Here is a 23,693-nt window from a genome sequence, read left to right on the forward strand (position 1 = left end):
ATTTTTTAATTATAAGAAAGTATAAGTTTCACGTTATACTTTAATCCTTATAATTCTCGCACAAACGCTTAACGTCTTTTAGAGACACCAAAGGCGATTTAGCTTGCCATCGTATGGAGAGAGAACATTCAGACAACAATTATAATATATTAATCTAGTTTAGACGATAGAGGGGAGACGGGCAAATGAGTGATATTGTCGTCAGTACAAAGACTTTTGAATTGGAGTCCGAGTATACACCCCAGGGCGATCAGCCTCATGCCATAGAGGAATTACTACAAGGCATCCGGCAGGGCAAGAAGCACCAGACGCTGCTGGGCGCGACGGGTACGGGTAAGACGTTTACCGTTGCACAAGTTATTTCCAAATTAAACCGCCCGACGTTAGTTATTGCGCACAACAAGACTTTGGCTGCCCAATTGGCCAGTGAGTTTAAGGAGTTTTTTCCGCATAATTCGGTAGACTATTTCGTCAGCTACTACGACTATTACCAACCAGAGGCGTATATTCCCTCCTCCGATACTTATATCGAGAAAGACTCCAGTATTAATGAAGAGATTGATAAACTGCGCCACTCCGCAACGAGTTCCTTGTTCGAACGGCGTGACGTTATTATTGTGGCGAGTGTGTCTTGTATTTACGGCCTCGGTTCGCCGATGGAATACGGAAGCTTGCTTTTGTCATTGCGGGTAGGGATGGAGAAGCCTCGAAATGAGATTTTGAGCAGGCTAGTGGATATCCAGTACCAGCGTAATGATATCAATTTTGTACGCGGAACCTTCCGTGTACGTGGTGATGTGGTTGAGATTTTCCCGGCATCTCAGGGCGAACATGCCATTCGGGTCGAATTGTTCGGTGATGAAATTGAGCGAATCACTGAGATTGATGTACTGACGGGTGAACTGATCGGGGAGCGCGATCATGTTGCTATTTTCCCGGCGTCTCACTTTGTTACCAAGGAAGAAACAATGCGTGTAGCACTGATCAACATTGAAAAGGAGCTGGAAGATCGCTTAACTGTGCTTCGTGATGCAGGGAAGCTTCTTGAAGCTCAGCGTCTGGAACAACGGACACGTTATGATATTGAGATGATGAAAGAAGTGGGCTTCTGCTCTGGGATTGAGAACTATTCCGGACCGCTCACCTTCCGTGAACCAGGGGCAACTCCGTATACATTAATGGATTATTTTCCGGATGATATGCTGATCATTATTGATGAGTCCCATGTAACGCTTCCGCAGATTCGGGCGATGTATAACGGTGACCGGGCGCGTAAGACGGTACTGGTAGAGCATGGTTTCCGTTTGCCGTCTGCGCTGGATAACCGTCCACTCCAGTTCGAGGAATTCGAAGAAAAGGTGAAGCAGATCGTATATGTTTCAGCGACACCAGGCCCATATGAAATGGAGCACTGCGACACCATGGTGCAGCAGATTATCCGGCCTACAGGTCTTTTGGATCCGATCATTGAGGTTCGTCCTACAGAGGGACAAATTGATGACTTGATTAGTGAAATTCGTGATCGGGTGGAACGAGACGAACGTGTACTCGTCACAACGTTGACGAAGAAGATGTCGGAGGATCTGACGGATTACTTTAAGGAAATCGGGATTAAGGTTCGTTACATGCACTCTGACATCAAAACGCTGGAGCGGATGGCGATCTTACGTGATCTACGGCTTGGTACATTCCATGTTCTAGTAGGGATTAACCTGCTAAGAGAAGGTCTCGACCTCCCGGAAGTATCGCTGGTCGCTATTCTCGATGCGGATAAAGAGGGCTTCCTTCGTTCCGAACGCTCCCTAATTCAGACGATTGGTCGTGCGGCCCGTAACTCCGAGGGTCGTGTAATCATGTACGGTGATCGAATCACTGATTCGATGGAGAAGGCGATGAGCGAAACGTCGCGTCGTCGCGCCATTCAGATCGCCCATAATGAGAAGCACGGCATTACCCCAACCACCATTAATAAAAAGGTGCGTGACATCATTGAGGCAACGAAGGTTGCCGAGTCCAAAGCGGATTACCTCACGGGTGTTGGTGGCAAGATGAATAAGAAAGAGAAACAAAGCCTGATTCAGCGTCTGGAATCCGAGATGAAGGACGCTGCGAAGAACCTGCAATTCGAACGCGCGGCAGAGCTGCGTGACGCATTGTTGGAGCTTCGGGCCGAGTAATAAACCTTAAATGCATCACCGATATTTAAAATAAGTAATTGAACGGTGCTGTCCCAGGCCGTTCTTTTTGAATAAATAGATGGACGCGCATCCCGCAGGGAGAGCGTAACGTAATGTATTGGCACTTGTGCGTATCCCGCAGGGACAGCATCACGCAACGTCTATGACAGTTGCGTGTTCCTACTCTAAACGTCCAAGCGGTCCCGTAGGGATAAGCGATCCGAACGCCGTCGTCACTAAGTCCGGTCCCCCAACCTCCTTCGCCAAAAAAATGCAGGTGTCCAGAGGGTGCAACCCTTGGGGCCCTCCCTTGGAAGGGAGGGTTTGGGAGGGATCGGAAACGCTTTTAATAAAGCTCTGAAATCGTTAAAGTTTTGATATTTGATTCATTAAGGAGAGGTTCCGTTGGCGAACGATAATATTGTAATTAAAGGCGCGAGAGCGCACAATCTCAAAAACATCGATGTGACGATTCCACGTGACCGTTTCGTCGTGCTGACGGGGCTGAGCGGCTCGGGTAAGTCTTCGCTTGCATTTGACACGATTTATGCTGAAGGACAGCGGCGTTATGTTGAATCTTTGTCAGCTTATGCTCGTCAGTTCTTGGGGCAAATGGAGAAGCCGGATGTGGATTCGATAGACGGATTATCCCCGGCAATCTCTATTGATCAGAAGACAACAAGCCGCAACCCGCGCTCCACAGTTGGTACGGTAACTGAAATTTATGACTATCTGCGGTTGCTTTTCGCACGGATCGGTCACCCACATTGTCCAGAGCATGGAATTGAGATTACCTCCCAGACTGTAGAACAGATGGTAGACCGGATTATGCAGTATCCAGAGAAGACTCGTTTGCAGATCCTGGCACCTATCATTTCAGGGCGTAAAGGGGAACATAAAGGACTTTTCACAGACATTTCTAAGCAAGGGTTCGTACGTGTGCGTGTGGACGGTGAGCTAAGAGATCTGTCTGAGGATATTGAACTTGAGAAGAATAAAAAACACACCATAGAAGTTGTTGTAGACCGGATCGTCGTTAAAGACGATGTGGAGACCCGGCTGACGGATTCACTGGAGACGGCACTTAAACTTTCTGGCGGTAAAATCCTTGTGGATATCATCGGTCAGGAAGAGCTGCTGTTCAGCTCTAACTTTGCTTGTCCAATTTGTGGTTTCAGTATTGAAGAGCTGGCACCACGTATGTTCTCCTTCAACAGTCCGTTTGGAGCCTGCACAGAGTGCGATGGACTTGGAATGAAGATGGTGGTCGATCCAGATCTGCTTATTCCTGATGCTGAGAAATCGATTGAAGAAGGTGCTTTTTTAGCTTGGACCGGAAGTACTTCTAATTACTATCCGCAATTTCTGAAGTCCGTGTGTGAGCATTTTAATATTCCACAGAACGTTCCAGTGAGCAGTTTAACACCTGATCATATGAATAAACTACTGCATGGTACAGGTAGCGAGAAGGTTCGCTTCAAATATGAGAATGATTTTGGACAAAAGAAAGATGCGATGGTTGCTTTTGAAGGGATTATTCCGAATCTGGAGCGTCGTTACCGGGAGACCGCATCTGACGGTATTCGTGAATTTATCGAAGGATTTATGAGTGCTAAGCCTTGTCATGTCTGTAAGGGCAAACGTCTGAAGAAAGAAATTTTGGCGGTGACGATCAACGAACAAAATATTTCGGATATTACCGATCTCTCGATTGGTGATTGTCAGCATTGGTTTGAAGAAATAAAGTTAAGTGAGAAAGAGACAGCTATCGCGAATCTCATTCTTAAGGAAATCTGCAATCGTCTGGGGTTCCTGGTGAATGTCGGATTGGACTATTTGACACTTAGCCGCGCAGCAGGCTCGCTATCTGGTGGTGAAGCACAGCGTATCCGGTTGGCCACTCAGATCGGTTCCAGTTTGATGGGTGTACTGTACATTCTGGATGAGCCAAGTATTGGTCTGCATCAACGGGATAATGATCGCCTGATCTCTACGCTTGCTCATATGCGTGACCTAGGCAATACGTTGATTGTTGTAGAGCATGACGAAGATACGATGATGGCAGCGGACTATATTATTGATATCGGACCGGGTGCGGGTATTCATGGTGGACAAGTTATGGCGCAAGGAACACCAGAAGAGATTATGAAAGATCCGAATTCTTTAACCGGTGAATATTTGAGCGGTCGTAAGTTTATTCCGGTAACCGCTAAGCGTCGTGCTACCGATGATCGTTGGATAGAAATCCGTGGCGCTAAAGAGAATAACCTGAAAAATGTGAATGTGAAGATTCCATTGGGTGTATTTACGGCGGTGACTGGTGTATCGGGCTCCGGTAAATCTTCACTTATTAACGAAATTCTGTACAAGAGCTTGGCACGGCAGCTGAATAAGGCTGTGAAGGTGCGTCCGGGTCAGCACAAAGAAATTCGCGGCTTGGAAAATCTCGATAAGGTTATTGAAATCGACCAATCACCAATCGGGCGTACACCACGCTCTAACCCAGCAACCTATACTGGCGTATTTGACGATATTCGTGATCTGTTCTCGAAGACGAATGAGGCAAAGGTACGGGGGTTCCAAAAGGGACGCTTTAGCTTTAACGTAAAAGGCGGACGCTGTGAAGCTTGCCGTGGGGATGGAATTATCAAGATTGAGATGCACTTCTTGCCTGACGTATACGTTCCTTGCGAGGTATGTAAAGGTAAACGTTATAACCGGGAAACACTAGAAGTGAAATATAAAGGGAAAAACATTTCCGACGTGCTGGAGATGACAGTAGAGGATGCTACAGAGTTCTTCGTGAATATCCCTCGTATTCATCGTAAAATGCAAACGCTGATGGATGTGGGTCTTGGCTACATTAAGATTGGTCAGCCAGGTACAACATTATCCGGTGGTGAAGCGCAGCGTGTGAAGTTGGCTTCTGAGCTATACCGTCGTAGTACAGGCAAGACACTCTATATTTTGGATGAGCCTACAACAGGTCTGCATGTGGACGACATTGGTCGTTTACTAGAAGTATTGCACCGCTTGGTGGATTCCGGAGAATCGGTTCTTGTCATTGAGCATAATCTGGACGTTATTAAGACTGCGGATTATATCATCGATATGGGACCAGAAGGCGGCAGTGGCGGCGGAACCGTACTGGCAACAGGAACACCAGAGAAGATCATTACTGTTACGGAGTCTTACACAGGTAAGTATCTGAAGCCAGTTCTGATTCGTGATACGGAGCGTACTGAAGCACTTATGCTTGAGACGGCGGAAACTACCTAAGTTATAAATAGCTGGATAGTATAACTACTAAATAATAAAGGTCGCGGCAATTTGCCGTGGCCTTTATTGTTTATTGTCCAAAATTATTATTTTGGGAAAACAATTGATCGGTACAATTGCTGGTAGTCACCTGTAAATTAGAGCCTTTAACCGTTCTGATGTGAGTTTTCTAGTAAACGTTATATGACTCCTATAAAAAGAATACTAAATAATAGACGGGATAGGCATATGTAGGGCATGTCCGTCGTAAGATTTAATGAGGAACATGCTGTTGCTGTAAGTATACTTAATGGGTAATAGAATAACTGTAGGCTCTATGGTTCCTTGAAAAATAAATAACTAATTGTAATATACATTTTGTTCTATTAAAAGCTTCAGCTACTAGATTGGGGAAGCAGCCTTAGAACTAAAATCAAACCGATAATCGGCTAATTTGAGGGGGCTTAATCCATAACTGATACTTCATTTCATCACCTTCAAAAAATTAGAGCATTACTCGTTAGGTTTGTATCGCTTTCGCCGGAAAACACCAAACGTCAATGAACAAAATCAATAATTTATCCGATTTTGCAGTAATAAAATATTTTTTTTGCGACAAATACATAATTTTTCTACAAAACCTATTGCATCGCCCAAATGGTAGCGATAACATAGAAGAGGATATGGGGAATACTGGATCTTGCTTGACAACATTTTTGAGGAGGTAAGGTAATGCTACTTGCAGAAGTTGCCGCGCAAGGACCGTCTAAATTTCATACCTTTGATGTTTTTATGATTTTATTCACTATCCTAATTTTGGTTGGAGTCGTTCGGTTACTGAGAGCTCCCCAGAAGAACAAGTTCGCCATTGCTTTTGGAGCGGTTAGTTTGTTGGTTTTTATAATCTCTGACTATGCTATGGTGATGCATTGGTTAAGTTAACGTAAGAATTAAATTGAACAGCTTTGCACCAAAAGACTCCTTTAACGCCGCGAGCGCATTGAAGGTGTCTTTTTTCAAATTATATAATGTAAAATTTATCCATGTGCAGAGAGAGGGTCTGGTGAAGGTTGATGAGGATTGGGGAGAAGCTGGTGAAGAAAGGATTGGGCCTGCTGTTATGTGGTGTGTTGCTGTCAGGAGTATGGAGTGAGTCGGTTTATGCGTTTGGTAGTACGACTAAGAAGGTTAGCACGGCGACGACTACCCAGAAAAACAAAATCAAAAATTCTACAGCAGCTGAAGACCCTGTCCCAGGGATTATTAAAAGTATCACCCCCTCCGTAGTGGGCATTATCGGCAAAGACGATAGTGGGGAGACTAGCGGACCGGATGATCGATACAATCTAACGCATGGTTCTGGCATTATTGTGAAATCGAATGGATGGATTGTAACCAATGCACATGTCATCAAAGATCTGCAGAATGCCTTGGTAGTGACGTCGGACTCCAAAACCTACAGCATTAAAGAAACATATCTAGATGAAGTTAGTGATCTGGCCCTGATCAAAATCAATGCAACCTCCCTTAAACCTGCAAAGTTTATTCCATCGACCGGCAAAACCGTTGTTGGTGAGAAGGTAGTGGCTGTCGGAACACCGATTAGCTTTTCTCTAAGGAATTCAGCGACCGTAGGGGTTATAAGTGGCCTTAACCGTGAAGTAGCTGCGGCTTATCGTCTGATCCAAAGTGACACAGCGATTAACCCCGGGAATAGCGGGGGGCCGCTAGTGAATATGAAGGGCGAAGTGCTTGGAATAAACAGCCTGAAATACTCAGCGGTGGGCGTGGAGAATATGGGCTTCTCAATACCGTCGGATACCGTGCAGTATATTATGAACCAGCTTTTTAAGTACGGTGAAGTAAAACACCCGAGTCTTGGATTGGAGTTAGAGCCGAGTTGGTCCTCGATTGTGGGCTTGCCAACGCTTGATCCCCTGACTGTAACCAAAGTGATTTCTGCTGAAGCACGCAAGGCGGGTGTTGCCGAAGACGACGTCTTGTACAGCATTGACGGCCACCGTGTGGTCTCACTAGTTGATATTAACGAATTGTTTAAAAGCTATTCTCCAGGTACAACGGTACGACTGGTTATGCAAAGTGATGGGGATATCGTCATCCGTAAGCTGGTGCTCACTCAGGGTGATCCCCTATTAAGTGAAGAGGGTGCAGGAGCAGATGGAGACGAGCATACGGAAGAGTGATCAGGAAACTCGAGAGGGGGACGGAAAATGGGCTTTAAAGTTTTAAAACAAGGATTGTGTGCGATGCTGGCCTTATTATTGCTATTTTCTATATTACCGATACCAACCGCACGGGCAGCAGAAACAGACAAGCTACAGCTGAGTCTTAAAGTTGGCAGTACTTCTGCTACGGTGAATGGCAAGAAGGTGACTATCGAGCAGCCTTATATGGAGAACGGAACGGTTATGGTACCGCTCGGGGTTTTTAAAAAGACATTTGGCAGCACGGTTTCCTTAGAAGGAAATGATGTAGTGAAAGTAACGTACGGCTCTCATACAGGGTTAATGACGATTGGTAGTATTAGTGCCTGGAAGGATGAGACTAAAGTTAAACTCACCTCCGCGCCTCGGATGGTTTCAGGTGTGCTGATGGTACCGCTGCGTTTTGTGGCGAGTGTACTGGGTGCAACCCTCTCCCAGGGTAACGGTGGTGAGTTGATCATTACCTTAGTTCCTACAGACAATGAAGGCGATGTGCCAGTGGATACTGGTATTGATAGCGATGTGGGGAAGACGCAAATTGGGAACAGCTATTATCGATGGACACTGAATTATCCGTCTGGACTGATTGCTGGAAATAGCGGTGGTGATGAGAGTGAGGCTACCTTCTCCAGTGCGGACAATCTTTATTATTTGGAGATTCATGCAAGTGATCAGGCAGTTGCTGTTGATGCAGATGGGCTATTAGAACAACTAGTCCGGGAAGTCGAGTTAGGCAGTGAGCTGATATTAGACCGGGAGTCGTTCCCCAAAGCCTCTGTACCCTATGCACGATTGGTCAGTAAAGATTCCAGCGGAGCACTCTGGGAAAACAGGCTGATCTATGCTGAAGGTAGACTTTACGAGATTTATTTGACGGATGAGAAAGCCACTAATTATAAAGATTTAGACAAATATGCGGGGTTACTGAGCTCTTTTCGACCCTCTTTTGACACTAAGGATAACAAAATCCGTGATCTCTCTACGGTAAAAAATGGCTTGAGTGAAGCCTATAATGAGGACTATGGCATCTCACTACAGGTTCCTGCCGCTTGGACTAAGGATGACCAGCATTTCTATTATGAAAGCAAACAAGGAAGTCATTTAAGTGTGGCGATTACATCGGCACCTGCTGGTTCTACACTAGAGAGCTGGGCTGAAGAGCTGAAGACAAAAACGCAAGAGAACTTTGTAGCGGACGCTTATGTTGTTAAAGGTAGCATGAAGTCTGAAATCTCAGGCGTACCTGCGCAAATAAGTGAGACACAGCTGAATTTCGGCAACGGTTGGGCGACAGAATATCAGGCACTCGTGCTCAAGAATGGGTACCGTTACTATTTTGAATATGTGACACCTCCTGGACAAGAAGACGATAAGGCCAAATTCAAAGCTATTATATCCTCTATTGATATTGATTTTGATCTGTTGAAGGAGAACTTCGGGCGACTCGCTAGCGATGACTATAAGACAATCAAGAATAAAACGATAACCAAAGTATCCAAAAGATACGGCTATGCCATCGACATTCCACGTTTATGGACACCCAATCAAGATGTATTCGAGACACAGTTGGTAGAGTATCGGTTCATCGGAGGACGTTTCCAGATTAACTCGAAATCTGAGGGCTCAGTCGATTATGCGGTGAATATGCTCAAAGATTCTTATCAGAATAAAAATAATGATCCTAAAGGTCCTCGCATTGAAAGTATAGTGGAGTCTACCTTTGCAGGTGTTCCTGCTACGATCCTTACCGTACATCAAATCAAGAATGGCGTTCCTCTCCGCAGCAAGCAAGTTGTTTTTGGCAAAAATGAGGTGGTCTACACGATTACTGTTACGCTGAATGATGCCAATGCCACTACAGAACAGCAGGCTTTGTTGGATAAAACGCTGCAGTCGTTTCGGTTTACGGGGAATGAGTAGTTTAGAGGTGTTTGGAGTTCATGACTAACTAATAGTAGAGTGTAATTCATTTAGACGAGAACGTCCTTGTAGCCAAAATGGCGTGGGGCGTTCTTTTCTTTATATAAATGTTGGTAAACACATGGCGCTGAGATGTGATATTTGATACAATTATCAAGTTAATCAACTAGAAATGACCCGCCACATGGCGGTTTGGGAGGATATAAATGAAAGAGCAACAAATACGCAGAGAAGACGTGGAGCTATTGGCACCTGCAGGTGACTGGGACTGCATGCGTGCGGCGGTAGCGAACGGAGCGGATGCTATCTTTTTTGGCGTAGAGAAGTTTAATGCACGGGCGAGAGCGAACAACTTTCGCATGGACGAGCTGACGGAAATTATGGCGTTTTTGCATAGCTATGGTGTGAAGGGTTTCCTGACCTTTAATATACTGGTTTTTGAAAATGAACTGTCCGATGCAAAAGAACTGATTGACGCTTGTGTAGATGCTGGCGTGGATGCGGTGATTGTACAGGATTTAGGTTTGGTCAAAATGATCCGTGAAATCTCACCGGATTTCCCGATTCATGGTTCGACACAAATGACGATTACTTCTCCGGAGGCGGTCGAGTTCACTAAGCCTTTCAGTTTGGAACGTGTGGTACTGGGTCGTGAGAACAATCTGAAGCAAATTAAGACGATTGGGGAACAAGCCCGTCTGCCGATGGAAGTATTCGTGCACGGAGCTTTATGTGTCTCTTATTCGGGTCAATGTCTAACTTCGGAAATGTGGGGTGGGCGCTCCGCCAACCGCGGAGAATGTGCCCAAGCTTGCCGTCTGCCTTATGATCTGATGGTGGATGGAGAAGTTAAACCAATGGGTGATGTGACTTATTTGCTCTCTCCTAAGGATTTGGCAGCTATTGATCTTATGCCTGAGCTGATCGAGGCGGGTGTAACTTCTTTCAAAATCGAAGGGCGCCTCAAGAGCCCGGAATACGTTGCGAATGTAGTTAGTAAGTACCGTAAGGCAATTGACCGGTATTTTGATGGCGATATGTCTAAACCATCTAATGAAGAAGTTCGTGAACTGCAACAAAGCTTCTCCCGCGGTTTCACGCATGGTTTCCTAGATGGAACGAACAATAAAAAGCTCGTAGACGGGACTTTCCCGAAAAGCCGTGGTGTATATCTCGGAACAGTTGAACAAATTCTTCGCGATGGTGTAGTCTGCCGCATTCACGCACCGCTTAAGCGGGGAGACGGAATCGTGTTTGATGCAGGGGATCCGACGAAAAAAGAAGAAGGTGGACGCGTATACGATCTTCGTCGTAAAGGTGTGAAGCTCGAAGGTGAAGCCGGAGAAGGCTGGATCATCGACATCGTAGCGGGTCGTAATGATGTGGATCTGCGTCGTCTAAATGTCGGTGACCGCATTTGGAAGACGAATGACCCTGCGCTAGACAAGGCGTTGCGTCAGACTTATGAGACAGAGAAGCCGTACCGGGTATTCCCGGTACATGTGCGGGTGCAGGGCTGCGTCGGCGAGAAGCTGACCACCTGGTGGACGGACGTTCAGAAGAACGTTACCGTCCGTGTGGACTCGGAGCTCGCGCTGGAAACAGCGCAAAAGCGTCCGATGGATGCCGCGCTGCTGGAAGAACAATTCGGCCGCCTGGGCGGAACCGTGTTCCAGCTTGACGCTCTAGAGTCGCATCTGCAAGGCGACGTGATCGTCCCTATGCGCGAGCTGAACAGCATCCGCCGCCAAGCGGTGGAGCTGCTTGCGGGCGAGCGCCCGAAACCGCCCGTGTACGTGAAACGGGCGATCGAGGTTTATGGCGACGCTACCCGCAGGGGCGTCGCTCCGCAGCGCGCTGGTGAAGCGGAGCTCACCGCGCTGTGCCGCAGCCTGCCGCAGGTGCAGGCTGCGCTCGAGGCCGGCGTGAGAAACATCTACGCCGACTTCGAGTTTATCAAACAGTTCCCGGCAGCGGTAGATGCGGTACGGGCTGCAGGGGCCAGCATTGCGCTGGCCACGCCGCGCATTCATATGCCGGGCGAGAACGGCTACCACGCCAATATTCTGCGCCTGCAGCCTGATGCCGTGTTAGTGCGCAACACCGGCGCGCTGTATTATTACCTGCGCCGCCGCCAAGAGCAGCCTGATGCTGTGTATCCTCGCCTGATCGGCGATTTCTCACTGAACATTGCCAATCATAAGGCAGTGGACCTGTTCCTGGAGGCAGGCTGTGACATGGTAACACCATCTTATGACTTGAACATTCAACAGATGGTTGATCTGCTTGAACATAGCGAAACTTCCCGTATGGAGATCGTTATTCATCAGCATTTGCCGATGTTCCACACAGAGCACTGTGTATACTGTACCTTCATGAGTGAAGGCACAGACTTTACGAACTGTGGCCGTCCATGTGAAGAGCATCGCGCTTCTTTGCAAGACCGTATTGGAATGTCACATCCAGTTCGTGTGGATGAAGGCTGCCGTAATACCGTTTATAACGCAGTTGAGCAATCTGGTGCGGAGTATTTGAACAATTTCCGTGATCTAGGCGTATCCTCGTACCGCGTGGAGTTCCTGGAAGAGACACCAGAGCAAGTGGCTGAGGTAATTAGTCTCTATAGCCGCGCACTACGTGGTGAGATCTCTGGTACGCAGGTATGGAAGAGCTTGAAGGCTACCAACCAGCTCGGGGTTACACGGGGACAATTGGTTAACGCGAAGTAAAAAGGGTTAAAGGAATAGGGCTAGGTGACTACCAGGAGATACTGGTGTTGCTTGGCCCTTTTTTATAGAAATAATCTCGTCCTCTTTGTTAATTGCATATACTAGATAATGTATAGGTGAGAGTTAGCAAAGGAGGGGATCTTGTAAAAGACTTATATAATTCCTTCCTCTCCGATTTGATTGGAATAGATATACAAATATAACAAACACTCTGACATTAATCTGTTATAACTGCTATAATTAAAGGAAATATGCCATTTTACTATACAGAGTATTTAAGATGGAAGAGTAACCGACAGAAGGAGTTAATGTGATGAAGATCCGTAAAGCCATTATCCCCGCTGCAGGTCTTGGTACCCGTTTTTTGCCTGCAACTAAAGCAATGCCTAAAGAAATGCTACCGATAGTAGATAAACCGACGATCCAATATATTGTCGAAGAAGCAGTTGCTTCGGGAATCGAGGATATTATTATCGTGACGGGGAAAGGGAAACGTGCGATTGAAGACCATTTCGACAACTCTTTTGAACTAGAGTTTAACTTAGCAGAAAAGCAAAAGTGGGAACTTCTTGAATCCGTTCGCAAATCCTCCGAAATGGCTGATATCCATTACATTCGCCAAAAAGAACCAAGAGGTCTTGGACATGCGATTTGGTGTGCACGTAAATTCATTGGTAATGAGCCGTTTGCTGTTCTGCTAGGTGATGATATCGTTGAAGCGGATAAACCGTGCCTTAAACAGATGATAGATGTTTATGATGAATATAAATCTTCAATTGTAGGCGTTCAACCCGTTCCATGGGAAGAAGTATCGCGTTATGGTGTTGTAGACGCTTCGCCTTTGGCAGAACGTGTCTACAAGGCAAATCGTCTAGTAGAGAAGCCTAAGAGAGAAGATGCTCCTTCTAATCTAGCAATCCTAGGACGGTATATCTTAACTCCACGTATTTTTGATATGCTTGGAGAACAGCAGGTGGGTGTAGGTGGAGAAATTCAGCTAACGGATGCCATCTCCCGCTTAAGTGAAGTGGAGCGGATTATTGCTTATGACTTTGAAGGCAAACGTCATGATGTTGGTGAGAAGATGGGCTTCATTCAGACCACCATTCATTATGCACTTCAGCATGAAGAGCTTAAAGATGATTTACTTCGTTATATGAAAGAGCTTGTAGATAGCGAAGTTGCTAAGGCTGGGCTTTAAATAGAACTCATATCATTGAAAAAAGTGCGCCGCTGTAATTACAGCGGCGCACTTTTTTGATTTCTTCCTTTTTTAGAATTGTGAATTTGCGATGGCCTCGATTTGTGCTGCTTCCGCAGGATCAGCTGCGATCAGTGAATTGTATATCGCCTGATCTTCGCCACCAGTTCTCGTCAGTGCAGCAACGTACCAACGGGTAATCTCCCGATTGGTTGCATCTGTGAAATCTTGGCTTAAGGCCGGTTTCAAGATGGAGATTGCACTTTCTAGCTGTCCAGACATATATTGCATTTTTCCTACCTTCAATGTCACATCCGGAGTAAATGTTTTCGAAGGATCATTATCCGCAAGCACCTGATTATAGGCCAAAAGCCCAACGACAAAGCCCGCTTTCATGTTTTCTATTCTATCTGAATTATCTTGTTGTGCGTAAGCTGCCTGCCCCAAATCAAATGAGCGGCTGATTAGTGAACTGTACCAATTTATATCCCACGGAGTTTCGTTATTCATTATATCCGTGTAATTAGCATCTGAATTCAGCTTCAGAGTTGTTTTTGCTGCATCCTCTTGCCCAGATAAGAGCTGCATTTTTCCAACGTTTAAAGCTATAGTTGGTGTTACTGAGAATGGACGTCCTTGCAATTGTTCTGGTGGAAGAGTCTTCAGATGTTCTACCCCGGCGAGAACATGATTGTATGCACTAAGCTCTTCTGTGAAATACTCCTCCTTCTTAGCTTCATCCTTTTGATTAAGTGCTTGCTGACCTAATGCAAAGGAACGGCTGATGAGAGTATCATACCAATTAATATCCCAGTTGAACTTATCAGCATTTTCACGGTAAACACCGTATGCAAGATCACTTTGGTTCTTTAAGTCATAATTGCTTGCCAGTTGAGTTAATATATTTTTGTTGTATGGCTCATCTTCTAGTGCACGAGTCAGTATGTTAAAAGCTTCATTTAGAAATTGTTCGTCTTGGGTTTGGCTAAATACCTGCTGATCTAAAGAGGATAGGTACAAGACTGATTCTGGATGACCCGGACGAGCTTTTAAAGCCTCAGTTAATGGTTTCTTAATTTCCTCGTATGAAGTACTAACCCCAAGTAAATTTTTACCCTTTAGGGCAGCATTACTAGAACCAATATAGCTGATGGAGAGGAACAACAGGAATACAGTTCCAACCGATAGCACAGCGAAATACCCAAGGCGTATACCGGTTTTATTCCATTTTTTGCTTAACTGTTTGCTATCCATAACAACTGCCATACCAGCTAAACCAAGGAAAACAAGTATTCCCATAAAGGCATAACTCATATTGAAATCTAGTAGGCTGTGCACAAGGATAGATAGAGCAATAATTAGATAAAAGAAACCATTCTCAAAATCATTTTTATCCCGTTTCACATATCCACGAATATATTTATAGAAAATATACAAAATGAATCCCATAAATACGATGAAACCAAGGATCCCAACCTCAATTAAGAATTGTAAAAAGAAGTTATGCACTTGGCGGCTAGTATAAGGGTTGTTCTGATAGTGCTCATATAGCGAGGACCAACCTCCGCCACCAGCACCAAGAATCGGGTAATCCTTAACTACCTTCATGGCGTCTTTATAAAAAGTAATCCGTTCAAGTACACTATGTTGCTGGAAGTTGATGTTCTCAAGACGAGTCGCCATATTGCTAGGTAAGATATTTTTTGCACTAGTACCTATCAGAAGGAAAGCTACAATTCCGACGAGTGCAACAGAACCAAGTGGGATCCATAGACCTGTCATTTTACGCGAAGACCAATTACTTAGCTTCTTCTCCAGCCAAGGCGAGACTAAACGCTGAATGACCCAACATAGGCCTGCCACAACTATTGAAGCTCCGAGCAGGTATCCCCAGCCTTTCAAGGCGCCGGATGAAGTGAAATTCGTATTTAACTCTAAACCTAGGTTAGTCACAGGAGTCGTAATGAGCAATGAAGCAATACCGGCAACACCAAGATGCAGAATCCAGAGGATTTGCTGTGCTGGTTTCAAGAACAACAGAAGTAATATAAATACGACAGGTAGTAATACAAGACCACCGCGAGATAATGTTAATAAGATTGATACAATGATTGGAACTAACATAAAGCTATGTGTCAACGTTCCATACCATTTTTTAGAGCGAATAAGAGCGAATATGGCTACAAACAGAAAAGCCATCAAGAAGGCAGCATAGGTATTTGCATATTGAAAGATCGAAGTCAGACGAAGTCCGTTAGAGTCAGTCATAACTGCATCTAAATAGACGCCATTTCGAACGGTGTTCGAGAACCAACCCACGAGAGTCCCCGCTAGTTTACTGCTGCCTAGCCAATTTAAGAGTCCAAAACCAATTATGAAATAAGCAATTGCTAAAATAGCATTTTGAATGACAACATTTACTTGCTTTTGCTTCAAGAGATAAAAGGCTATAATGAAGACTGCAACATACATGCTCTGAATAAACAGCATATTCATCGCCATATAATGCGAAACTGCGACAAACAATGATAGAGCATAAGTCAGAGGTAGTAATATTGAGGCTGAAGCCACTAAGTCTCTCTGTTCATCTAGTTTGAACTTTTTGTAGTATAAGCCAACACAGACTAGCAGCAAAAGGCCACTTACTAGCGCAGACACATATATGGGCTTCTCGAAGTCTAACTGCTGTCCGTTAAATAATCCCACTTGAAATGGGGTCCAACATAAAAATAAAATAAAAGCAACAACTAAGGCCCAGATCGGACTTGCTATCTTTTCAACATTTCTCGACTGAGCGGCGTTTTTACCGTATACTGGTTTCGACACGTTATAATCTCCTTTTCCTGTAGGTACGACAATATTTTAGCATAAATGAAAGAGGACTAAAAATAAAATAATGAGTTTTTGATTTGAGCACAAATAATATTGATACTCAATTTAGAGTTTTAAATATTATATTGATCATTTTGGGAGGTTAGTTGTTGATGAGAATTGCTGTTACTGGTGGAGCTGGATTTATAGGTTCTAATATTGTGGATGAATTGATCCTATTGGGACATCAAGTTTTAATTGTAGATAATTTGTATACCGGGAAAATGGATAATATTAACGAGTCGGCCGAGTTTGCTATGTTAGACATAAACTCGCCAAAGTTAGTCGATATATTTGTTGAATTCCAACCAGAGATTGTTATTCATCATGCTGCACAGGTAAGCGTGAGTAAATCCTTAGTTGATCCTTTATTAGACCAGGAGCTAAACATCAGAGGCACTTTAAATCTACTACAAAGTTGTTTGAGTTCCAAAGTTAGAAAAATTATATATGCTTCTTCAGCCGCTGTATACGGTACTCCGAAGTATTTACCAATAAACGAAGATCATAGTGCAATACCTACATCATTCTATGGCATTTCTAAATATGTCCCAGAGTCATACATTAAGATATTCTCGGACTTATACGGTCTTGATTATACTATTCTAAGGTATGCCAACGTATATGGCCCAAGACAAGATCATTTAGGAGAAGGCGGAGTTATTTCGATTTTCATGAATAATGTTTTGGATAATAAAATATTGAATATTTTTGGAGATGGGCTTCAAACTAGGGATTTCGTATTTGTAAAGGATGTAGTGTCTGCGAACATAGCTGCCCTTAATAATGGAAGTGAAAAGGTAGTGAATATTGGAACTAATAATAGAGTGTCCCTAAAAGATTTGGTGAAAATTATTTCAAAAGTTACACAGAAGGGTGTGGAATACAAGAGTTTAGATCCCAAACCCGGTGATATTAAAGATAGTTGTCTAGATAATATTAAGGCGTTTGAAGAGCTTCGATGGTTACCGGAATATTCACTTGAAAAAGGATTGAAATTGACTTTTGACTTCTATGAATCGTCAAAAAGAAATAATGAACTTGAGGAGGCTCGCTAGGTGAAGGTATTTAGCACTCCTATTCAAAATTTCATGAAATATAGATATTTACTTATTCAATTAGTTAGCAGAGATTTTAAAGTTAAGTATAAACGGTCCTTACTTGGTGTGGTTTGGTCATTGTTGAACCCACTTATGACAATGTTAATATTAACAATGGTATTCTCTACGCTATTCAAATCAAACATTCCTAATTTTCCGGTATATTTCTTATGCGGTTCTGTTATGTTTAATTTTTTTTCGGAGTCTACTAATTTAGCACTTGGTTCAGTATATTCTAATGCTTCTCTTATCAAAAAAGTGTATTTTCCGAAATACATGTTTCCATTCTCTAAGAATATTTTCAGCCTTATAAATCTTTTTACATCTTTCCTAGCAGTTGTTATTGTTATGATCGCCACGCAGGCAGGTTTTCATATCACAATGCTGTTATCTTTTATTCCAATAATCTATTTATTTATTTTTAGTTTAGGTATCAGTCTGATATTATCATGTGCAGCGGTGTTTTTTAGAGATTTAGCACATCTATATGGAATTTTTATTACCGCATTGAATTTTTTGACGCCTGTATTTTATCCTATTGATATTTTACCAGAACGTATTCGTCCTTTGGTTGAATTAAATCCACTTACTCAAGCAATACAAATGTTTCGCCAGTTGATTTTATATAGTGAAGTGCCGAGCATGCACCAACATATGGTTCTTATAGCGACTTCTGTAGTTACCTTTCTTATTGGTGTGTACATTTTTTATAAAAAACAAGATAAATTTATTATGTATATATAGAGGGAGACGAATATGGAGAATATAGCCGTCTCAATAGAAGACGTATCAATTCGTTTTAACATGCAAGTTGAGAAGATAGATAATTTAAAAGAGTATTTTGTGAAAATGCTAAAAGGCAAAGTGAATTATAAAGAATTTTGGGCGCTGAATGATATCTCTTTTCAAATTAAGAAAGGAGAGGTTTTTGGTTTAGTCGGTCTTAACGGGGCTGGTAAAAGTACACTGCTCAAAGTGATAGCAGGAGTATTAAAGCCTACAAAAGGTAAAGTTTCTGTTAATGGTTCGATTGTACCATTAATTGAGCTGGGTGCAGGATTTGATATGGAGCTGAGTGCCAGAGAAAATATTTACTTGAATGGCGCTATATTGGGCTATAACAAAAAATTTATAGCAGAAAAGTTTGAGGAAATCGTAGACTTTGCTGAAACCAGAGAGTTTTTAGATGTACCACTTAAGAACTACTCATCAGGGATGCTAGCTAGAATCGCTTTTGCTATTTCAACAGTAGTTGAACCGGAAATTCTAATTGTTGATGAAATTCTTGCAGTAGGAGACTATAAGTTTCAAGAAAAGTGCATGACAAGAATTCAGCAAATGCTAACGAACGGGGTTACGGTTATTTTTGTTTCTCACAGTACATTTCAAGTTGAGCAATTATGCAGTCGAATTGCTTATCTTGAAAAAGGAAGACTTGTTGAAGTTGGTCCTACTGCAGAGGTGTTAGAAAAGTATCTGAAATAAGAGGGTGGATCATGTGAAATTTATAGAAAGACTTGAATTTGGAGAGAAAACTGAATATAGCGCCTTGGAGTCTTCCATACATCTGGGAAGGTATTTAATTGCGAAACAGTACTGTCAAGGCAAACGGGTTTTAGATATAGCTTGCGGCGAGGGCTATGGCTCATTTGCCATGGCTGAAAAATGGGGCGCTAAAGAGGTTCATGGAGTTGATATCTCGCAAGAAGCGATAAATAATGCTAAAGAAAATTTTAGTCATAAGAACATACATTTCAATACAATAAATGCTGAAGAAGATAATGATTTTTTTGAAGAAGGCTATTTTGACCTCATTGTCTCCTTTGAAACCATTGAACACTTAGCAAATCCTATTTTATATCTTGAGAATCTGAAAAGATGGCTCAAAAAGGATGGTATCATCCTGATTTCTTGTCCGAATGATAACTGGTATTACAGCGAACCAGGGAAATCCAATCCTTTTCATGAAAAGAAGTACTCCTTTTCTGAGTTTTGTGAACTGTGTGAAGGCGTACTAGGAGCTTCCCGAAATTATATGTTTGGTATGCCTGTTAGTGGATTTGCAAATATTAGCTTTAAAGATTCGCTAATTGAAAATAACAGAGAACATAGTATGGATACAATGCTCTCTTATAAGGATGCTGAAACGATTAATCTACCATCCTTTCATAAAATTGATCAAACTAACGTTAGCTATTTTATGGGGATATGGGGACCACCCGAAATTGGGGTTGTAAACACTTCTGCATACTACGGTACCTCAATGGACGAAGCGAGAGTGGTATCTTATTCGGATTATTTACACTCTGATGAAAAAATAACAACTTACCGGGCAGAAGTTCATGAACTATCCTCTCAGATTAGTAAATTAAACGCAGAACTTGAACAGTTGAAAAAAAATGAGATAAAGAATCTTGAAGATGAGTTAACCAACTACAGACGTCAAAATAAAAAGCTTTCTATTGCTGTTAAAGGTACAAACAGAGAAAATGAATTTCTTAGAAAAAATTTGACTGAAGCTCAAAAGTGGAATCAAAATAATGAGAATAGCCAAAAAGTTCGGGAATTGGAAGCGGAGTTACAGTCTTTATTTAACTCCAAAAGTTGGAAAATAACAGCTCCCTTACGTAGTTTTTTTAATAGGATGAGGTAGTGGGGGGATTAAATGTCGTACTTAAACTACGGTGTGCAGAAAACTTCTTATTATTATACAGAACACGGTGACTTATTAGAAAGTGATAATTATGTTTTGTACGGAAGTAATATTGGTTTTAATGGAGAAAATCTTACTATAACATTTCTTTCTCTTAATCGCTCAGAACTTTCAATCCGTTTGCTGGAATCTATTGAGAGTCACCTTGTTGGTTTCAAAGGAGAGGTCTTAATAATTGATAACGGATCCCAAGAATCTGAATTAATTAAAATAGAAGCATTTTGTGCGAAATGTTCGTTTAAATCAAAAATTGTGAGATTGGGAGATAATTACGGGGTAGCAGGCGGCAGAAATCAAACAATGAATCATGTCAATACTGAATGGGTTCTTTGTTTGGATAATGATATATATTTTCTGAACAATCCGCTTACTCAAATATGTAAAGAAATCTCCCTTTTGGGTTGCCATTTCATGAATATACCTTTACTTGATCCCGATCAAAAACGTATTTTTGCTTTGGGTGGTCATTTGTATGTGGATTCAACCAATGGAGAGATAAATGTAGGCGGAGGCTCTTGTTATAAACAAGACAACTATGAAGAGTTTGAACATAACTTACAAGAACCTTTTTTATCTAACTTCCTATTCGGAGGAGCCTCCCTTTTAAAGAAGGAAACCTTCTTTAAATTGGGTGGTTACGATGATGAAATGTTTATTGGATTTGAAGATACTGATTTATCGATAAGGATTTTCAGAGAAGGATATAAAATAGGAAACACCTGTGTGTTATCTTTGGTTCATGATCATCCTAAGCCTGTTGAACAAACAGATATCGAATATGAAAAAAGAAGGTTCTCAGTCAATATTATTCAACAATCAGCTAGGCATTTGGAAGAAAAGTATGGTTATAAAATATGGGATACGAATTTGGTCAAATGGCTGGAAGAAAAGAATAAGGGTTTAGGACAGAAGATTTCACTGTCTACAAGCACTGAAATTGTAACAAACCCCTTACCAAAAATCGCTTTAATTACTGATGTTGATTACTGGGCTTTTGGTAATATAGCCAGACAGATTGAAAAGAATCTAGGAGACCGATATGAGATAAAATTGATTAGTTTTGAGGATTGTAACTGGGATCCTGTTAAGCTTCTGTTCCGTGCTGCTGATTGTGACATCCTTCACTTCTTCTGGAGAGAAATGATTTCTATTATCTCTGATGAAAATAGGTTCGTTGAATATCTAAATCCATTGAATATTTCAGCTGCGCAGTTTTTGGATCAATATTTATACAAAAAAATATTATCTACCAGTGTGTATGATCATCTTTTTTTAGCATCAGAGGAGATTGAGGAAAGAGAAAAATTGTTTAATACTTTCAATTACTATGTATCATCAGAAAAACTAGATAAAATCTATCGAAAAATTTCTATTTATCAAAATCCCATCTCTGTCATAGAAGATGGAATTGATGAAACATTCTTTTATCCGAAAAATCTTAATCGTTTTAATATGAAGAAGCGCCCTCTTATTATTGGTTGGGTAGGCAATAGCAAATGGGCTGCAGAAGAAATGGATTTTAAAGGGTTTGCTACAATTGTGAAACCTGTAGTAGAAGAGTTGGAAAATGAGGGTTACTTAATTGAATCGCTTTATTGTGACAGAGTAGATGGTTTTGTTCCTCATGAGCAAATGGTTCACTACTATGAGAAGATAGATGTGTTAGTTTGTATGTCTCTAATTGAAGGTACTCCTAATCCTGTTTTAGAGGCTATGGCTTGTGGGGTTCCTGTAATTTCAACTGACGTTGGCATAGTACCACAGGTTTTTGGAGCTAAACAACAGCAGTATATTATTAAACGTACAAAAGAGGCTCTAAAAGAAACGATAATTTTATTGGAACAAAACCGAAAAAAACTTCTTGAGTTATCGGGCGAAAATCTTAATTCTATTGAACAGTGGTATTGGTCAAAGCAATGCATGAAATTCGATGCTTACTTCAGTGAACTAATTTCAAAAAAATAAATAATATGGGTGAAAAGTGTGAATATATGGATTCTTACGAGTGAATATCCTCCTGATTACGGCGGGGGAATAGGGATGTATGTTAATCAAGCAGCAGTTATGATGGCGAGAGGTGGCCATGAGGTTACCATATTAGTAAGAGACCCTCACAAAAGTACGGTTACTTATGAAGAGCCTAACCTAAGAATTGTACGTTTCCAACATATGCAAGGAGAATATTATAACCACCTTGGATATTGGACAGCACTTTCTTATCAATATGCAGAAGAGGTATCATCTCTGCTGAAATCTGATAGGAAGAAACCAGATGTGATAGAGGTTCAAGATTACAATGGTATTGGATATTACTTACTGATGAGAAAGTGGCAGTTCGATTCAGACATATCTGGGATTCCTGTTACTCTCCACTTGCATACGCCCACGTTTGAATTGGATAAAGTAAATCAAGCTCCTAGATATAAATTTCCTAATTATTGGATTGGGCACATGGAGAAGTTTTGCATGAAGGCTGCAGATGCATTATTGAGTCCAAGCCAGTTCTTAGCAGATCAAATTCAGAGTGTCGCTCCGGAAAATCCTATTCAAGTTATAAACTTACCATACTATTTAGAGGAATATGACAACAAGGAATATGTTAGGAACTATGAATCGGACACACTGTTATATTTCGGTAGAGCTGAATATAGAAAAGGTATCCAACAGATGATTAGTGGTGCTGAAAAACTCTGGCTGAAAGGACACTTATTTAAGCTAAAAATTATTGGTGGTGATACTTATTTTCATCCACGAGGAATGAAACTAGGCGAATTCTTGAAGGATAAATATAGTCGTTGGATAAATGAAGGAAGGCTGATTTTCAAAGATGCTGTTCCGCCGGCTGATTTAAATCCTGAAATCTTAGATGCTAAAGCTGTAATTATTCCTTCTCTATATGAAAATTTCCCATATACATGTTTAACATCAATGTGGTTAGGCGCTCCTATGTTAGTTTCTAAATCAGGGGGCCAAGCAGAGATGGTTGGGGATGATGGGATTGCCGGACTAATATTTGATTGGGAGATAGAAGGTGATTTTGAAAATAAGCTATTGCAAATGATCAGTTCAACCAAAGAAGAATTGAAAACAATGAGTATCGGAGCGCATGAGAGAATCCGTAATTTATGTAATATTGATAAGAATCTGAATTTACGTGTTGATTTTTTTCGTAATATTATTGAAAAAACGGAGAAGGCTTCTAAAACTATGTTTCCTTCGCTTCTAGATATAAGTCCTAAAACTGCAAATAGATCGTTATCAATACCTTATGAAAAAGGTAAACTTTCTATAATAATACCCTATTATAACTTGGGATTGCATATTGAAGAGACAATGCAAAGTGCATTGGAAACAGATTACGATAATTTTGAAATAATTATTATTAACGATGGTTCTAATGATCCTCTTAGTATTAATGCTTTAGAAAAGTATAGGGATAATGGATCGAAAATAAGAGTTTTAGATATAAATAATAAGGGATTAGCAAATGCAAGAAATG

General features: G+C 41.9%; 14 protein-coding genes. 13 read left to right on the forward strand and 1 reads right to left on the reverse strand.

Features of this window, described 5'->3' with window-relative positions; translation table 11 throughout:
• Window positions 1-185 precede the first annotated feature (185 nt).
• From uvrB to galU, 7 genes are all read left to right on the forward strand, one after another.
• The gene (gene uvrB, locus ACWNM1_RS14720; RefSeq protein WP_449601512.1) at window positions 186-2,177 is read left to right on the forward strand and encodes an excinuclease ABC subunit UvrB; all 1,992 of its coding nucleotides are present in this window, start codon (window positions 186-188) and stop codon (window positions 2,175-2,177) included.
• 405 nt (window positions 2,178-2,582) lie between these two features.
• The gene (gene uvrA, locus ACWNM1_RS14725) at window positions 2,583-5,456 is read left to right on the forward strand and encodes an excinuclease ABC subunit UvrA (RefSeq protein ID WP_042192277.1); all 2,874 of its coding nucleotides are present in this window, start codon (window positions 2,583-2,585) and stop codon (window positions 5,454-5,456) included.
• A gap of 711 nt (window positions 5,457-6,167) precedes the next feature.
• Window positions 6,168-6,377, forward strand: a complete 210-nt coding sequence (locus tag ACWNM1_RS14730; RefSeq protein WP_042192275.1) for a hypothetical protein — start codon at window positions 6,168-6,170, stop codon at window positions 6,375-6,377.
• Between the two features lie 128 nt (window positions 6,378-6,505).
• Window positions 6,506-7,639 carry a S1C family serine protease gene (locus tag ACWNM1_RS14735; RefSeq protein ID WP_449601513.1) on the forward strand — a complete coding sequence of 378 codons (1,134 nt, stop codon included), beginning with the start codon at window positions 6,506-6,508 and terminating at the stop codon, window positions 7,637-7,639.
• 27 nt (window positions 7,640-7,666) lie between these two features.
• Window positions 7,667-9,580: a stalk domain-containing protein gene (locus ACWNM1_RS14740; RefSeq protein WP_449601514.1), complete on the forward strand. Its 1,914-nt coding sequence runs from the start codon at window positions 7,667-7,669 to the stop codon at window positions 9,578-9,580.
• 206 nt (window positions 9,581-9,786) lie between these two features.
• Window positions 9,787-12,309: a DUF3656 domain-containing U32 family peptidase gene (locus tag ACWNM1_RS14745; RefSeq protein WP_449601515.1), complete on the forward strand. Its 2,523-nt coding sequence runs from the start codon at window positions 9,787-9,789 to the stop codon at window positions 12,307-12,309.
• 313 nt (window positions 12,310-12,622) lie between these two features.
• Window positions 12,623-13,510, forward strand: coding sequence for a UTP--glucose-1-phosphate uridylyltransferase GalU (galU, locus tag ACWNM1_RS14750; protein ID WP_449601516.1), 888 nt, complete (start codon window positions 12,623-12,625; stop codon window positions 13,508-13,510).
• A 72-nt stretch (window positions 13,511-13,582) separates the two neighbouring features.
• On the opposite strand, the gene ACWNM1_RS14755 is transcribed toward galU, so the two are convergent.
• Entirely contained in the window at window positions 13,583-16,336 is a 2,754-nt protein-coding gene (locus tag ACWNM1_RS14755) for an O-antigen ligase family protein (protein WP_449601517.1), read from the reverse strand.
• 158 nt (window positions 16,337-16,494) lie between these two features.
• On the opposite strand from ACWNM1_RS14755, the gene ACWNM1_RS14760 reads away from it, so the two are divergent.
• From ACWNM1_RS14760 to ACWNM1_RS14785, 6 genes are all read left to right on the forward strand, one after another.
• Window positions 16,495-17,439 (forward strand): NAD-dependent epimerase/dehydratase family protein, encoded by a 945-nt coding sequence (locus ACWNM1_RS14760; RefSeq protein ID WP_449601518.1) that lies wholly within the window; start codon window positions 16,495-16,497, stop codon window positions 17,437-17,439.
• Window positions 17,440-18,225, forward strand: coding sequence for an ABC transporter permease (locus ACWNM1_RS14765; protein WP_341146544.1), 786 nt, complete (start codon window positions 17,440-17,442; stop codon window positions 18,223-18,225).
• A 12-nt stretch (window positions 18,226-18,237) separates the two neighbouring features.
• Window positions 18,238-18,966: an ABC transporter ATP-binding protein gene (locus ACWNM1_RS14770; protein ID WP_449601520.1), complete on the forward strand. Its 729-nt coding sequence runs from the start codon at window positions 18,238-18,240 to the stop codon at window positions 18,964-18,966.
• Window positions 18,967-18,979: 13 nt separating this feature from the next.
• Window positions 18,980-20,134, forward strand: coding sequence for a methyltransferase domain-containing protein (locus ACWNM1_RS14775; protein ID WP_449601521.1), 1,155 nt, complete (start codon window positions 18,980-18,982; stop codon window positions 20,132-20,134).
• Between the two features lie 12 nt (window positions 20,135-20,146).
• Window positions 20,147-22,159, forward strand: a complete 2,013-nt coding sequence (locus ACWNM1_RS14780; RefSeq protein ID WP_449601522.1) for a glycosyltransferase — start codon at window positions 20,147-20,149, stop codon at window positions 22,157-22,159.
• Between the two features lie 75 nt (window positions 22,160-22,234).
• The coding region (locus ACWNM1_RS14785; RefSeq protein ID WP_449601523.1) for a glycosyltransferase at window positions 22,235-23,693 on the forward strand (1,459 nt) is incomplete at its 3' end.

It is taken from the genome of Paenibacillus sp. Marseille-Q9583, from assembly GCF_976954365.1.